The following is a 15,281-nucleotide window of genomic DNA, read 5'->3' as shown; positions in this document are numbered from 1 at the left end:
CAAATGCTAAAACTTCGTTGTGCTTACCTCAACGACCTCTTGGCTATTTGAGGCTTTTGCAAAACCGGGATGCTCCCAAAAAATGTGCTCTTTGGCGCACTTGATGATGTCTGCTTTCGCGATAAATTCGGTTTAGCAATTTTAAGGAAAGTGGGTTAATATCTCGAAGTAAAAACATATAAAACCTCTTTGAACACAACTTGATATTTTTTATTATATCATATTAGTTGTTTGTGTAATTAGTTTTGTTTGACTACTTAGTGATTAAATGATTAATAAATATTCTAAAAAAATGTGGAGAACCAGCTTATAACTTAACGTCTCAAAAAAATATTATATATATATTAAAAATATTTAACTATTAAATTATTGAATTAAGTGATTTGTTTGGTAGACGTTGCTGATTTACGGTAGGAAAGGCTAAATATGCAAGTCATAGAAACCAGTATCCACAAAAATTCGGGATTTTCAACTGATTTTTTTCATACCCTGATTAAGCAACGCCAGATTTTGGAGTGATCTAACTCACGAGGAGAGCTCTTTGAACAGCAAATTGACCGCTTTAGCCACAGACGCGCGATCGCACTTACGTGTAATTGGGCATAAGTTCGATCGCCCTCAACAAACTCAGCACAATCCAATTACTACCGGATCGGCGATCGAAGTACCCGATATCGACTACAGTAAACACAAAATATTATTGGCGGTGATTTGAGTGATTGAGACTTTAGCAACAGGAATCGCAGCAGCCGGTTCGCTGCTAGCATTGGGCGGATTGGGCCTAGAGTTGAACTATCGCCGGACTGGAAGTGCAAATAAACTAGAACTAACAGCCGGAGAATGGCACTTAGCCATCTCCGAACCCAACCGCTATCTTTTAGTCGGCGAAATGGAGTTCCGCAACCTGACACAGCGGTTCGAGGTGATGTTGCCGGAAGTGCGCGCACAGGTGAAACTGCTGTCAGACGCAAGTTTGGATGGCGTGACTTTCCAGACAAAAGTGATTCCTTGTCACAAAGACGCAAAAGCCCGATCGGACGATTACTGGTTCGGCTATATTGTAAAAGCCCAAAAAACCACCAAAATCAAAGTTTCTGTAGACATTCAAGGGCAAGATTTAACCAAATTGCAGTCAGCTTGGGTGCAAATACATTTCGTCACCTACGGCCCCGGCGGGCGCATCCCCAAAATCCGCAACGTAGTAGTCCCGCTGCAATTTCCCAACTCGGACACCGTACCCGTCGCCCGCAATGTCGGAGTTGCCGAAGTTTTGCCGATTCGCACCCACATACTGGCGGAACTAGACGATCCCGTCGAAATTGTCAAGCGCTACGTGCTGCCGCGCGCCCAGAAAGGCGATATTGTCGCCCTTGCAGAAACTCCCCTAGCTTTGATGCAGGGACGCTACCACCATCCCAGCGAAGTTAAACCCGGATGGGTAGCAAAGCGAGTTTGTTTGTTTTTCTTGCCGATGTCGAGTTTGGCCACGGCTTGCGGAATGCAAACTTTGGTGGATGTAGTGGGGCCTTGGCGCGTAGTCGCAGCATTTGCGATCGGCGCTGTGGCCAAAATATTTGGCAAACCGGGAGTATTTTACCAACTAGCAGGGGAACAAGCCAGGCTGATCGACGACGTTACTGGGACTTTGCCTCCCTTCGACCAATTTATTGTCCTCGGCCCAGACAATCCTCAGCAAGTTGTAGAAGAAATTCAACGAGAAACCGGGCTTTCGGCGGCGATCGTAGACGCTAATGACTTGAAAGCAGTTAAGATATTAGCAGCGACCTCCGATTTATCGGTAACATTCTTAGAGCAAGCCTTGCGAAGCAACCCCGCCGGGAATGGTGACGAGCGAACACCGGTCGTTGTAATTCGACCTCTGCCACAAAAATCTTGAGTTGAAAACAGAAAATTAAAAATTCAAAAAGATGATTTGAAATTTTTAATTTTCGATCGAGCGAGAAAGGGAGAAGAATCAAAAGTTATAAGTTTTGAACTCAAAATTTACCCATTCAAAACTCAAAACTTCTCTAACTCTTCCCCTTTCGGAATTTTTATTTTTAAATTTCCCTTCTCCACTTGTATGCTATGACTTCATTTCCCTCCCAAAACCAAAACCAGGTTGTGATTCGCCCGTTTCAGTATCGCGACATTGAGGTGATGGAACAACTGTGCGCGGAAACAGCCGAAGAGCCAGAAAAACGCAAGGGTGCAAGCTGCGACTTGGTACTAGGTAAAAAGTTGCAGCAGATTCGTCGCTGGTACGGACTGCTAAAGATTTTTAGCTTGTTTCCCAACCCTTGTCAGTCCCTGTTCCGTGCCCATGTTGCCGAAGAAGAGGGGAGCGTTAAGGGCATAATTCAGATTTCTCCTTTCAACCGCACCCGCAGCACTTGGCGGATCGATCGCATCGGAGTAGACCCAGAAGCCCGCAGCAAAGGCATTGGTTCCATGCTGCTGCGGTACTGCTTTGAGGCAGTCTGGGAGGCGCGGACGTGGCTGTTGGAAGTGAATGTCGGTGACACAACTTCCTTGGCTTTGTATCGGCAAAACGGGTTTCAGCCTTTGGCCCAGATGACATACTGGACGATCGCCCCAGAACGCCTTCAAGAAATGGCCTCAGCGACCCCAGATTTGCCCAACCTGCTGCCGGTCAGCAATGCCGACGCTCAGTTGCTGTATCAACTCGATACCGCATCTATGCCCCCTCTGGTGCGCCAAGTATTCGATCGGCACATTCAAGACTTCAAAACCAGTTTTTTCGGCGCTTTAGTCGAAGGTGCCAGACAGTGGCTGGGCAAAACCGAGGTAGTCAGCGGCTACGTGTTTGAACCGCAGCGCAAAGCCGCGATCGGCTATTTTCAGGTGCAGCTATCCCGCAACGGCCACCAACCGCACGTCGCCCAGTTGACTGTACACCCAGCCTACACTTGGCTCTACCCAGAACTGCTGTCCCAGATGGCGCGCCTCGTTCAAGATTTCCCGGCTCAAAGCCTGCAACTGGCTTCCGCTGACTATCAACCGGAACGGGAAGCTTATTTAGAACAATTTGGAGCACTGCGTCTGGAACACAGTTTGCTGATGTCTCGATCAGTGTGGCACAAATTGCGCGAGTCCAAGTTGGTCTCTCTCGAAGGACTCCAGCTATCAGAGATGTTGCAAAGCTTCCAGCCAACTCGCAAACCCGTACCCGGCCGGATGTCCTGGCTCGGCCCGATGGCTGGGGAAGCCACAGCCGGGCCCGCGTCGTCAGAGATCAAGCCCTTTTTGGTGGACTCAGGAAACGGTCAAGGGAATCAAGTTAACCCCTTGAACTCCCAGAATTCTGAATCGGCAGCAACAGATGGCAGCAGCATTGTGCCTCCTTATTTGCCGGAATTGCCTCAAGACGGCGACTCGCAAGAGTAAAACTTAATTCTTGATATGATGTCCGCTCAATTACGAGCAATAAAAACGGTTTGAGCGTTCGGACTTTAGTCATCATTATCAAATGACTAAAGTCCTCACAACAAACCGAACAAACTCAACTTCTTCCATTCTTCCTTCGCGTGCTAGCGCTTACGCGCGGCTTCGCCTAACGCGTCTTCGCGGTTCGTTAAAAAAAATATTCCGGTAAGAAAGAAGTAAATCTAAAATCTAAAATCTAAAATCTAAAAATCTAAAATTGATTAATGTCCAACGATAAATTATGGATTTCAGCTCTGGGATTAGATATCGGCCTCAAACGAGTCGGCATCGCCGGGTGTGACGGCACCGGTTTAATAGCTACGGGCATTACAACACTGGTACGATCGTCCTTTGATCGAGACGTAGCTTATCTCCGAGAGCTCGTCCGAGAGCGGAGAGTGCAAATTTTAGTGGCCGGCTTGCCTTACTCCCTGAGCGGAGAATTGGGGGCCCAAGCCCGACAAGTGCAGAAATATGCGAATCGCATCGCCACAGCTTTAGATCTCCCCCTAGAATACGTGGACGAGCGCCTGACTTCGGTTGAGGCAGAGGAATTGATGAAAGCAGCAGGGATTTCGCTGTCCCAAAATAAGGGTGCGATCGATCGCAAAGCAGCGGCCCTGATTTTGCAGCAGTGGCTAGACGAGCGGAGGCAAAATATCTGTGCCCTTCCCAATCCTTGATAGCTTGTAACAGAGGCATGATATCCTGGTTGTGCAAGTTTGCTACGCACACCTGTAACCCTTGACAAACTGGAGAAAATTCTGCTGTACCCTTGGTACTGAAGAAGCACAAAATCGTGATTTGTCCTCAGTGTCGCTTGCGGACTCGACTGAGATTTGAACGCTGCACTCCTCGCCTGTGGAAAAGGCCGCGAGTCTCGCGGTTTAAGCTTGTGGACTGGCGATAGTCGCTCACTTAGCCAGAATATCGCCACGAAAATTCCCAATTGTCAAGCCAACGTTACTGAATTATTGACGGAAAACTAAGATACACGCGATGTCCTCATCCCCATACCGCAAAAAAGAGAATGGCAATTCCCACGAAGAGTCCGTCACCCTGACGGATGAAGTTGGGCGATCGCTGACTTGCAACATAGAATATTCTATGAACCTAGAAGATCAAGAATACGCTTTGCTGCTTCCGATCGACTCACCCGTAGAAATTTTTACCTGGCACGGAGACGATAACGACGAAGCAGCAATTCCTGTAGAAGACGAGACCGAAATTGACAAAATTTTTGATACAGCTAGAGTTGTACTGCAAGAGCAGAACTTGACGCTCCGACGCACGGCGGTGACGCTGACTGTGGTTGGCGAATTGCCGGAATTTCCCGAAGAGGATATGGCATCCGATGTCGATCCAGATGAGGAGTCGGATTTCGAGGAGCTGATGTGGCTGACCAGTTTCTACCACGAAGAACAGGAATATGCGATTTATACGCCTCTCGACCCGTTCTTTATCTTGGCTAGAATGAATGACGACGGCAAGCCAGAATTGCTCTCGGAAGAAGAGTTCCAAAGGCTGGAACCGATGTTACCTATGCTGGAAGACCAGTTCTTTGACGAGCTTGATTAGATATTAATTGCAGGCATAAGGCCTGATGGCAAAAAGCAGAAGTTTTTACTATTTTATAAAAAAGTAAACTGCTCGCCCGATCGAACTTTTTCGAGATGGCACTTCTGCCTTCGCGATCGGGCTTTTGAATGGGATCGCGTGAATTGGGTCTTTTAAAAGGCTTGTATCCGTAACTTTTCGGTCATCAATCGCAGGTCATCAGTCATTAGTCGCTAGTTAATCGCCACTTATCCAGGACAACGGACTATGAATAAAGAACAAATGACAAAAGGCAGCGCACGCGAGAGCCAAAAAGGTACTCCGCAAGTCTCTAAATGGTTGTTTTATCTGGCGTTGCTGCCGGCAATCTGGGGAGTTGGCGCTTGGCAGGGCTGGGCTTGGTGGAGCTGGGCTTCGGCGCCGCCTAAAATAGCTGAAACGTCAACTTCCCCGGCAGAGGATGCTGCTGTTTCTATCCAAATCCCGGAGGGTACTCCCAGTCAAAAAATCGGCCGGGATTTAGAGGCCGCAGGGTTGATTCGATCGAGCTCGGCATGGAATATGTGGGCCCGCTGGCTGACTCTGCAAAACCGCGAGGGAGGTTTTCAAGCAGGAACTTACCAACTGTCGCCGACTCAGCCCCTGAGTGCAGTTGCTGAAAAAATTTGGAAGGGCGAAGTCGTACAGCAGAGTTTCACGATTCCAGAAGGGTGGTCGCTGCAACAAATGAGCGCTTATTTTGAAGCGCAAGGTTTTTTCCCGGCTAAGGATTTTATGGCGGTGGCGAGTCAAGTTCCCTACGCGCAGTACCCTTGGTTACCGAGTGGCCTGCCTCACTTGGAAGGTTTTTTGTACCCGGATACTTATCAGCTAGACGGCGATGCAATTAGTCCGCAAGCTGTCATTAAGCAAATGCTCGGTCGTTTCGAGCAGTTGGCTTTGCCGATATATCAAAAAAATCAGAAGAATACTAAGCTGGATTTGAAAGAGTGGGTGACGCTGGCGAGTATTGTGGAAAAAGAGGCTGTGGTGGCGGGCGAGCGCAATCTTATTTCTGGGGTATTTAACAACCGTCTGAATAAGGGTATGACCTTGGGTTCTGACCCGACGGTTGAATACGCCCTCGGCATTAGGCAAACGAAGGAGAAGCCTTTGACTTTCAAGCAGGTGGAAACGCCTTCTCCTTACAATACTTATATCAATGTAGGGCTGCCGCCAACTCCGATCGCATCTCCGGGAATAGCAAGTCTGGAAGCGACTCTGACTCCGGAAAAGACAGAATATCTGTATTTTATGGCTCGATACGACGGCACTCACATTTTTAGTCGCACGCAGGCGGAACACGATGCTGCTATTGCTAAAGTTGAGCAGCAGTTGCGATTGAATCCATAGATTGGCAATGACTAATAAAAAAGTAAAAAGTCAAAAGTAACAAAGGAAAAGCCATAATTATTAACTTTTGATTTTTTACTTTTTGACTCTTTAACTCCCAATTTATTATTTTTCAATCTAAACTCTAAAATCTAAAAGCTAAAATCATTATGACTTGGGGTAAACTACTACAGCCTGACTTAGTTTTAGGCAATTCGGTCGTGAATTTAACTGCAGATATTCTGCAGAAATATCAGATTAAAGGATTAGTGTTGGATGTGGACGAAACTCTCGTTCCCATTACGGCAATGAATGCTTCTCCTGAACTCAGTTTGTGGGTGCAAGAAATTAAACCCGTGGTATCGCTATGGTTGGCGAGCAATAATTTAAGTCAAAATCGGATCGGTCGAATTGCTGATTCTTTGAATCTACCTTACATCACGGGTGCTGCTAAACCGTCGCGCCGCAAGTTGCGAACAGCAGTGACGGCGATGAATTTGCCGGTGGAACAGGTGGCGATGGTGGGCGATCGACTTTTTACTGATGTTTTAGCTGGCAATCGTTTGGGTATGTTCACTATTTTAGTGGAACCAATGGTTGATGCTGGCTATGCGCTTCGCAAGTATCCGGTGCGCTCTTTTGAAGTTTGGGTTTCTCAAGCTTTGGGGGCTTCTCTGAAAATTAAAGATTAAATAGGGCATAGGGCATAAGGCATAGGGCATAGGGAATTGGGCATAGGGCATAGGGCATAGGGCATAGGGCATAGGGCATAGGGCATAGGTAACTAATGACAACAAACAACAGTCAACAGTCAACAGTCAACAGTCAACAGTCAACAGACAACAGTCAACAGTCAACAGTCAACAGTCAACAGTCAACAGTCAACAGACAACAGACTAAAACTATTGTTGTTAAAATTGGAACTTCGACGCTGACTCGATCGACTACAGGAAACTTAGCTCTTTCAACTATTGCTGCATTGGTCGAAATTTTAGCTGATTTGCGGCAGCAAGGCCATCGAGTAGTTTTGGTTTCTTCCGGTGCAGTTGGGGTTGGCTGCGCGCGCTTGGGTTTGACGGAACGCCCGCGAAACATTGCTATGAAACAGGCTGTGGCGGCTGTGGGCCAAGGGCGACTGATGCGGGTGTACGATGACTTGTTTACTACTCTGCAACAGCCGATCGCTCAAGTATTGCTCACCAGGGGCGATTTAGTGCAGCGTAACGGTTATGTTAACGCTTGCAATACTTTTCAACAACTGCTCAGGTTGGGCGTGATTCCGATCGTCAATGAAAACGATACAGTAGCGGTAGACGAACTCAAATTTGGCGATAATGACACGCTTTCGGCGCTGGTGGCGAGTTTGGTAGAGGCAGATTGGTTGTTTGTACTCACGGATGTCGATCGGCTGTATTCGGCAGATCCGCGCAGCAATCCCGACGCGCAGCCGATCGCCCTAGTCCAAAGTATGGCACAGCTCACAGAATTTCAGGTGCAAACAGGAGATTCCCGCAGCGGTTGGGGAACCGGCGGAATGGTGACAAAAATTGAAGCAGCCAGAATCGCCACTGCATCGGGAGTGCGGACTGTCATCACTGACGGCTGCTTTCCTGGTAATATCGAGAAAATACTTAACGGAGAGTCGATCGGTACTCAATTCGAGCCTCAACCGCGCCCTGTAAACGCTCGCAAACACTGGATAGCTAACGTGCTAATTCCAGCCGGAAAACTATATTTAGATGCGGGTGCTGTCAAGGCAATTTCCCACAGCGGAAAATCGCTTTTAGCTGCGGGTATTGCTCAAGTAGAAGGAGAATTTCAAGCTGATGATTCCGTGCAGTTGTGCGATGCAGCCGGCAAGCAAATTGCTAGAGGACTTGTGAATTATAGCAGTTTAGAATTGAGACAAATCCAGGGCTGCAAGTCCGATAAAATTGCTGAGATTTTAGGCTATGCAGGCGTAGAAACGGCGGTACACCGAGATAATTTAGTAATTGTTTAAACTAACAAATATCGAGACAGTCGATCGGGCAATGAGCGAAGGCAGAAATTGAGGATATTTGCAGCACAGTCTTGCAAGAATTTGTTTGGCTGTGCCGGAATAGCTCGTTCATCGCTTCTGTAAACAGTTCAAATACATTTTGTGCTAATTCTAAAGCTGCTTGGCATTCCGCATTAGTAAGTTTGATCTCTGCTAAAAGTTGCAACATCTCTGGCGTGTTTAAAAGGTAATAATTTTCTAAACCCCCATAACCTCCTCCAAAATCAACAGATTCTTTTTGGTTAATTTGCTGTAATTCCATTACCACTGCTAGCGCCGCCTCAAAAAAAACTTGGGCAGTTCCTTCGAGGACTTCCACTAACACCAGTTTCTGAATGGGAGAGGCTTTCCAAGCGTAGCGTTCGATCACGGAACAAAGCGATCGAGTTTTTTTAGTTTCTTCACCCCAAAGCAGTCTGAAATCGCCGTAACTCATTAATTGGTTTAAGCCCAGTTCCTCTAGGTATTCTAGATAGTCGTGCCAATAATAGTTTTTTTTATAAGTATATTTATTAATGAGTTCCTGAACTTTATTATTACTAGAAGATTCTCGCAGTACATATTTATTTAAATCGCTCAATCCCACAGCCAAAGGAGCGAGTACAGGTGCAAAAATTAGTCGTTGATTCGCGTGAATCTGTTTATTGGCTAGAAAGTCAAACAAGGGCAATTTTGCAAACTCTTGCTTTTTGGGTTCAATGAATCCTACAATGGCTTTCATACTTTTTTCGCCTGAATAATTGCTGTCAAGATAATCTTCATACCTCCGTTAATTATCTATATTTTCGAGCCTAAATAATTGTGTTTATTATCATACATATTTGTATTTGAGATCATAGGTAAGAGTGTTGGCAGTCACAGTAAATTGTGACTTGTATCATATTATGCCAGAAGTTCGAGCATCTTGTTCGCTAGAGATAAAATGTTCTAAATTTAGATTGCATATTTCAGGCGTTGCTCAAAGCCACCCCACAAGAGTTGGATTATTTATTTACCGATAATTCAAAGGCTGATTAACTTATATAGCAATCCTAAATCATTTGTGAATTTCTTACTCCCTCCCCTTGATAAGGGGAGGGTTGGGGTGGGGTAAAAAGTTTACGACTCCTGCAAGGATTGCTATATGGGCAAGTGAGCATCCTGTTCGCACTGCTAAAAAATGCTTTTTACAAAATCGCGGTGCTCCATGCAAATCAGTCCTAGACGCATAGAAGTCTCGAAACCAGGTTTTTTTGGAGATTCATAGCTGCTCAACAAAAAATTTTCTGAGAAACCCGGTTTCTTTAACCCTAGCTTTTATTGCTTCTTCCCTCTTTTCTCTTCCCTCTTCTTATTCCTTCTTCCTTCTTCCTGCGGTCATAAGCCAATACGGTTCACTTAACACTATTTATACCCCGGAGATCCCCCTCGCATCCCCCGAAAGCAAGGGGGACTTTGAGGGCATTCTTGTCCCCCCTTTTTTAAGGGGGGTTAGGGGGGATCTGTCTTAAGTGAACCGTATTGAGCCATAAGTCTCCAAATGACAATTTCCAATTCTCAGAATTGCCTTTAGGTGCGTTCTGAGTTACTCTATCTTTTGGATCAGTTAACACAATTATAGGAGTTAATCTTGGAACGGACTTTTTTAGCGATTAAGCCCGACGGCGTACAGCGCGGACTCGTCGGCGAAATTATCGGTCGTTTTGAAGGCAAAGGCTTTAAGCTAGTTGGCATGAAGCTAATCACGGCGAGTCGCGAACTTGCCGAACAACATTATGGCGTACATAAAGAAAGACCCTTTTTTGCGGGACTGGTAGACTTCATCACTTCCGGGCCGATGGTGGCGATGGTGTGGGAAGGATCCGGCGTTGTGGCCTCGGCGAGGAAAATGATTGGCGCAACAAATCCTCTGAATTCAGAACCGGGGACAATTCGTGGCGATTTGGCTGTGAATGTAGGCCGCAATATTATTCATGGTTCTGATGCTGTGGAAACTGCCCATGCGGAAATTAGTCTCTGGTTCAAGGAAGAAGAATTGAGTGCTTGGACACCTTGTTTAAATCCTTGGATTGTGGAATAGTTTTGATATTCTCCCGGTGGTTAATCGGGAGATATAGCATATTCCATGTATAGGTGGTACACACAATCTTGTAGTAAGTAAGGTGCGTCGCCACCCGTCAATCTGCAAGTTCCATTGAACCATAGAGCAGATCCGCACCCTACATAACACTATCCTGTCGCGGACTCACTCATAACTGTAAAATATAGAAGAGTTTGACATTTTTACTCGTTACCAGAATATTCCTGGTAACGAGAAGAAAAAACGTTAATCGGAACTTAAAAACTCCAAATAATTATTAGTCAATTCTTTGACTGCTAATTCGTAAAACTGCTGACCTTGTTCGGGGGTTGCTAAGCCGGGATTTGAACCCATTCTCCCGTCGGGAAATCGGCGGCGGAAATCAGCAGCACCGTAAATTTTGTACCCGGAAGCGACTTCTTCCGAAAGCGGAGCTTGCTTGATTGCTTCTGGATAAAGGTACTGGGTTAAGGCAATTTCGCTGGGGGTGGCGTGGGAACCTTCTTGGTTTCCGTATAATTCTTTTGCTAGTTTGTAGACTGAGCCGCACATGAACCAGTTGCCGATTTGACACTGGATTCGATCGGCATTTGGTAAATTTAAGTCTGACAAATGCGCGTATGTCTCGGAAAATGCTGCTTTCATTGTGGCAATGTTGCCGCCGTGACCGTTAATAAAGAAATATTTCTCAAATCCAGATTTTGCTAAAGATGTGATATAATCCCTGATTACGAGTATTAGCGTCTGCGGTCGGAGGCTGATTGTGCCGGGAAAGCTGGTGTGGTGCAAGGCCATGCCTACATTAATTGTCGGGCCGATTAAGGCATTGGCAGCTTCGCCGACTCCGCGGGCGATCGCACTCGCAGCAATGGCGTCAGTGCCGATCAAGCCGGTGGGCCCGTGCTGTTCGGTGGAGCCGATCGGGATAATTATGCCTCGGGAGCTATCGAGATAAGCTTCTACCTCGGGCCAGGTACTCAAATGCAGCAACATGATAGGCAGTCTACAGAATTTTTACTTGCTATCGTCGATCGTAGCCGGCACGGGGAAAAAAAGGACTTTGGGCAAACTTCTTATTGTCTTCTTAAAAAAGGCTCTACAGTGCGATCGCAACTTTACAGTTATATTACTTAACCTTAATAATTTAACCAATTAATTACCAAAACTTTACCTTTTAATAACCTTTTAAGAGTAGTATAGCAAGCATCTCCCTATAGATTGGGTGTTACCTGGTCCATTAACAGCGGGCAATGTTTTATGAAATTAACACCGACCCCGAAAAATGACCAGACTTCTGTGGCCTGGACGCAGGCAGACAGCGCGGTTCCGGCAACTGCTCTACGGCTGTATTCCTTACACGAGCAAGTAGCCAAGGTCGAGCGCGTGTCTGTGGGATGGACTGGCGAAAGATTCTAAGCGATCAAACAAATGGCGATCGTACAAGCGATCGCAGCGCGAGAGTGCCTCAGCTACTGAAGAAGGTACCTCGCGCTAGCCACATACAAACATCACTCCCATTGATATTTATGTCTTCTGCTGAATTAAGCGAAAGTCCTTCAAGGTTGGCTGTTGGACAAGCCGGCCGTATCTTGTTATTGGAAGGTGAAGATCTGTTGCGGGAAATGCTAGCTTTAGCCCTTAAAGAACAGGGCTACGAGGTGGTGGTTACTAGCGACGGGCGCAACGCTCTGCCTTCTGTACAGGCTTCTTCGTCATACCACGGTGAATTTGCCTTTAACCTGTTAATTATGGATTCAATTAACGGTTTGGATCTGTGTCGAATGTTACGACATCAAGGAAATCCCGTCCCTATTTTGATTATCGGTGCTAGAGGAAGTGCCAACAATTGCGCTTTTTATTTAGAAGCCGGATCGGATGATTATCTGACAAAGCCTTTTGGAATGCGCGAGTTTATCGCCCGCTGTCGGGCGCTGATGCGGCGCCAGCGCCTCGGTCAGTTGCCGCAACCGATGATGCTGCAATATAAGAGCATAACTCTGTATCCTGAAGAGTGCCGCGTGTTGGTTCGCGGTCTAGAAGTGAAATTTTCTCCTAAACAGTTTCGCTTACTAGAACTATTTATGAGTAATCCCCGGCGAGTTTGGTCTCGCGATCAGTTGCTGGAAAAAATTTGGGGCCAAGATTTTATCGGAGACAGCAAAACAGTTGACGTTCACATCCGCTGGCTACGCGAAAAGTTGGAAATAGATCCGGGCCAACCGGAATATATCATTACGGTACGCGGGTTCGGCTATCGATTTGGTTAAATTTTTAAATCAGTTGTAGGGTAGCAAGTTGCAGTCGAATTGACATAGGGACACAACATTCTTGTGTCCTTATTTGTCTATGTAGGGTGCGCCATACAATAGCTTGCAGGTGCAACCAGTAGATATCTTCCAGCAACTGTTGCCGTTCTCTTTTACCCGCTCGCGAGCGGTATAAACTCACATCTTGCACCATTCTCAAGAACAGGCAAGATGCCTGTTCCACAAAGATTGAATTTTCTTGTGGAACAGGCATCTTGCCTGTTCATAAAAAGCTTATTGAGAATGGTGCAACATCTCAGTATAAATCAAAACTCCCTTCTCCACTCCCAACAATGAAGTTTCGAGCAATCTCCTGCAACCGCAACAGCCGCCACCATATCTGAACAGGGAAATAATTCAATTAAAGACCATTTCGATGCTTCTTCGGAGTTTCCTTCAACATTTAACAGCGCGGCAGGTTCTCCTGGTGCGAGGCTGACATCAAACTGATTCAGGGGAATAGAAAGTCCTTTTCCGACTGCTTTAATGTAGGCTTCTTTGCGAGTCCAGCAGGTAAAAAAAGCAGTGGCTTGGAGATGTTCTGGGAGCAAACGCAACACAGAGTTTTCTAATGGTGAAAAAAACTTTTCAGCAATCTCCAGAAAAGGAAATCTTGGATTTATGCCTTCAATATCGACACCAATATCTCGATTTTTGGTAATAGCAATTATAGCCATTTCCCGACAGTGAGACAAATTGAAACGTAGGGTATTTCCACCTTGGGCGACGCTGAGAGAGGGTTTGCCGTAGGGATTGTAGTCAAAGCGCAAAATGTGAGAATTTATGGTAAGATAGCGACTCAGTATTTCTCTCAGCGCCCCACGACTCACAATAAATTGCGATCGACCTTTTGGAAAGTGGAAACGATCGGCTTTTGTCCGCTCGTCGGTAGAGAGAGTCTGTTGTAAACTCTGCAAGCAAGATTCTGTTTGAGCCAGAGAGACACGCCAAACATGAATTTCGTTGATGTCTAATGTCAGGTTTTGCGGTGTGGAATTCCACGAAGGAACGACAGCAATCATATATTTATCCGGCTTGATCCAAAACTTCCACGTACCAAATTACCGATATTCTTCTTTATCTTCTCTCTCTTCCTTCGCGCCCTTCGCGGTTCGTTAAATAAGTCCCAATTCCAACGGTCAATAAATCCAAGTTTTTACAACTTTTCCCGCTATTTTTTGTCCCAACCAAGGCGTATTTGCCGATCGCGACTTCAGACTTTGCCCGTCAACAGTCCAACTCATTTCCGGGTCGAACAAAATCAGCTCAGCAGAGACTCCCGGTGCAGCCGTGGGCGGAGTTTGACCGAGACAAACGGCAGGGCCTGCGCTCAAAACTCGCCACAGTTCCAAAGCCGAAAATTCGCCAGTTTCTACCAGTCCGTGCCATAGCAAAGGCAAAGCTAATTCCAAGCCGATCGCCCCGGGCGGACTATCAGCAAAAGCCACAGTTTTCTCCTCATAAGTATGTGGGTTGTGATCGATCGCGATCGCATCAATTACGCCATCTTTCACAGCTTGAATCAGCGCTAATTGGTCGTTGAGATTGCCCAACGGCGGTTCCAGGTGTAAATTCGGATCGTAGGCCAACGAAGCAGTCAGAGCATTTTTCCCGCCGCCGGAATTTTTCGAGTTTCCTGAAATGGCCCCGACATTCAACAGCAAGTGCATCCAAGTCACACTCGCAGTCACCGGCAAACCCCGCGCCTTCGCATCTCGAATCAATTCCACGCTGCGCGCCGTAGAAACGCGCATAATGTGAACCGGAGTGCCCGCAGATGGCACCAACTCCAGAATTGCCGCCAAAGCCGAAGTTTCCGCACTCGCCGGAATTCCCGGCAAACCCAAGCGCACCGACACCGCACCCTCCCGCGCCGCGCCATTTCCTGCCAAAGTTCGATCGCACGGCCACAAAGCCACCGACTTGCCCAAAGGCTGGATATACTCAAGCAAACGCCTCACCAGAGCCGGATTAGACAGCGGCAAACCGTCCGCAAAACCCACCACCGCAGAGGAGACCAGCTCGCCCAACTCAGCCATCTGCTGCCCTTTAACGCCCGCTGTCAGCGCGCCCCAAAAATACAAGCGGGGCAGCCCGATCGGCAAATTGCGAATATGTTGCTGCAACAAAGCTAAACCGGCCAAATTGTCAACAGGCGGCGACGTATCCGGCAAAATCGCCAGCCGCGTAAAACCGCCAGCCGCCGCAGCCTGCATCAAGGATTCCAGGGTTTCCCGATCCTCAAAACCCGGTTCTCCACTGTGACTGTAGATATCAGTTAACCCCGGCCCCAAAATCAGTCCCTGGCAATCCCGCACTTCCGTGTCAGGGGGAAACTCGGTAATTTTTTTGTCAACGGCTTCGATCTTACCTTCGGTAATTAGAATATCAGCGATGCGATCGCTCTCTGAAACTGGATCTAGCACCCGTACATTTTGTAGCAGTTCGCGGCTCATAAATTACAATTCATAATCAAATCCGCTCTTCATCGGAATTATTC

The 15,281-nt window shown here is 46.8% G+C and carries 15 protein-coding genes; 10 read left to right on the top strand and 5 right to left on the bottom strand.

From position 1 onward, the window contains the following. The first annotated feature begins 541 nt into the window (after positions 1 to 541). The 8 genes from QUA44_RS21055 to proB all read left to right on the top strand — a co-directional run bounded on the left by QUA44_RS21055 (position 542) and on the right by proB (position 8,377). A complete protein-coding gene (locus tag QUA44_RS21055) occupies positions 542 to 715 on the top strand; it encodes a hypothetical protein (RefSeq protein WP_333253848.1) in 174 nt (57 codons plus the stop codon). After that, on the top strand, positions 716 to 1,897 hold the full coding sequence (locus tag QUA44_RS21050; protein WP_333253850.1) for a F420-0:Gamma-glutamyl ligase: 1,182 nt from the start codon (positions 716 to 718) through the stop codon (positions 1,895 to 1,897). It begins immediately after the preceding gene. A gap of 191 nt (positions 1,898 to 2,088) precedes the next feature. Then, positions 2,089 to 3,408 (top strand): GNAT family N-acetyltransferase, encoded by a 1,320-nt coding sequence (locus QUA44_RS21045; RefSeq protein WP_333253853.1) that lies wholly within the window; start codon positions 2,089 to 2,091, stop codon positions 3,406 to 3,408. Between the two features lie 263 nt (positions 3,409 to 3,671). Next, the gene (gene ruvX / locus QUA44_RS21040) at positions 3,672 to 4,130 is read left to right on the top strand and encodes a Holliday junction resolvase RuvX (RefSeq protein WP_333253855.1); all 459 of its coding nucleotides are present in this window, start codon (positions 3,672 to 3,674) and stop codon (positions 4,128 to 4,130) included. Between the two features lie 316 nt (positions 4,131 to 4,446). Continuing rightward, entirely contained in the window at positions 4,447 to 5,025 is a 579-nt protein-coding gene (locus tag QUA44_RS21035; RefSeq protein WP_333253857.1) for a DUF3727 domain-containing protein, read from the top strand. A gap of 246 nt (positions 5,026 to 5,271) precedes the next feature. Next, positions 5,272 to 6,396 (top strand): endolytic transglycosylase MltG, encoded by a 1,125-nt coding sequence (gene mltG, locus QUA44_RS21030; RefSeq protein WP_333253859.1) that lies wholly within the window; start codon positions 5,272 to 5,274, stop codon positions 6,394 to 6,396. A gap of 149 nt (positions 6,397 to 6,545) precedes the next feature. Beyond that, entirely contained in the window at positions 6,546 to 7,067 is a 522-nt protein-coding gene (locus QUA44_RS21025) for a YqeG family HAD IIIA-type phosphatase (RefSeq protein ID WP_333253860.1), read from the top strand. Between the two features lie 95 nt (positions 7,068 to 7,162). Next, a complete protein-coding gene (gene proB, locus QUA44_RS21020; RefSeq protein WP_333253862.1) occupies positions 7,163 to 8,377 on the top strand; it encodes a glutamate 5-kinase in 1,215 nt (404 codons plus the stop codon). A 1-nt stretch (position 8,378) separates the two neighbouring features. On the opposite strand, the gene QUA44_RS21015 is transcribed toward proB, so the two are convergent. Continuing rightward, positions 8,379 to 9,137, bottom strand: a complete 759-nt coding sequence (locus tag QUA44_RS21015; RefSeq protein WP_333253864.1) for a hypothetical protein — start codon at positions 9,135 to 9,137, stop codon at positions 8,379 to 8,381. An 888-nt stretch (positions 9,138 to 10,025) separates the two neighbouring features. On the opposite strand from QUA44_RS21015, the gene ndk reads away from it, so the two are divergent. Then, on the top strand, positions 10,026 to 10,475 hold the full coding sequence (ndk, locus tag QUA44_RS21010; RefSeq protein WP_333253867.1) for a nucleoside-diphosphate kinase: 450 nt from the start codon (positions 10,026 to 10,028) through the stop codon (positions 10,473 to 10,475). Positions 10,476 to 10,721: 246 nt separating this feature from the next. On the opposite strand, the gene QUA44_RS21005 is transcribed toward ndk, so the two are convergent. After that, positions 10,722 to 11,468, bottom strand: a complete 747-nt coding sequence (locus QUA44_RS21005) for a creatininase family protein (RefSeq protein ID WP_333253869.1) — start codon at positions 11,466 to 11,468, stop codon at positions 10,722 to 10,724. Positions 11,469 to 12,001: 533 nt separating this feature from the next. Between QUA44_RS21005 and QUA44_RS21000 the strand changes: the two genes are divergently transcribed. Continuing rightward, positions 12,002 to 12,742: a response regulator transcription factor gene (locus tag QUA44_RS21000; RefSeq protein WP_333253872.1), complete on the top strand. Its 741-nt coding sequence runs from the start codon at positions 12,002 to 12,004 to the stop codon at positions 12,740 to 12,742. Positions 12,743 to 12,746: 4 nt separating this feature from the next. On the opposite strand, the gene QUA44_RS20995 is transcribed toward QUA44_RS21000, so the two are convergent. From QUA44_RS20995 to QUA44_RS20985, 3 genes are all read right to left on the bottom strand, one after another. Then, positions 12,747 to 12,995, bottom strand: a complete 249-nt coding sequence (locus tag QUA44_RS20995; protein ID WP_333253874.1) for a hypothetical protein — start codon at positions 12,993 to 12,995, stop codon at positions 12,747 to 12,749. A 52-nt stretch (positions 12,996 to 13,047) separates the two neighbouring features. Continuing rightward, on the bottom strand, positions 13,048 to 13,803 hold the full coding sequence (locus tag QUA44_RS20990) for a 4'-phosphopantetheinyl transferase superfamily protein (protein ID WP_333253876.1): 756 nt from the start codon (positions 13,801 to 13,803) through the stop codon (positions 13,048 to 13,050). Between the two features lie 117 nt (positions 13,804 to 13,920). Next, the gene (locus tag QUA44_RS20985) at positions 13,921 to 15,237 is read right to left on the bottom strand and encodes a dihydroorotase (protein WP_333253878.1); all 1,317 of its coding nucleotides are present in this window, start codon (positions 15,235 to 15,237) and stop codon (positions 13,921 to 13,923) included. Positions 15,238 to 15,281: the final 44 nt, after the last annotated feature.

Origin of the sequence: Microcoleus sp. N9_A2 (assembly GCF_036701775.1) — a bacterium.
Lineage (GTDB): Bacteria > Cyanobacteriota > Cyanobacteriia > Cyanobacteriales > Microcoleaceae > Microcoleus.
Note: the sequence above shows the minus strand (reverse complement) of the source record. Positions and strands in the feature narration are given on the sequence as shown.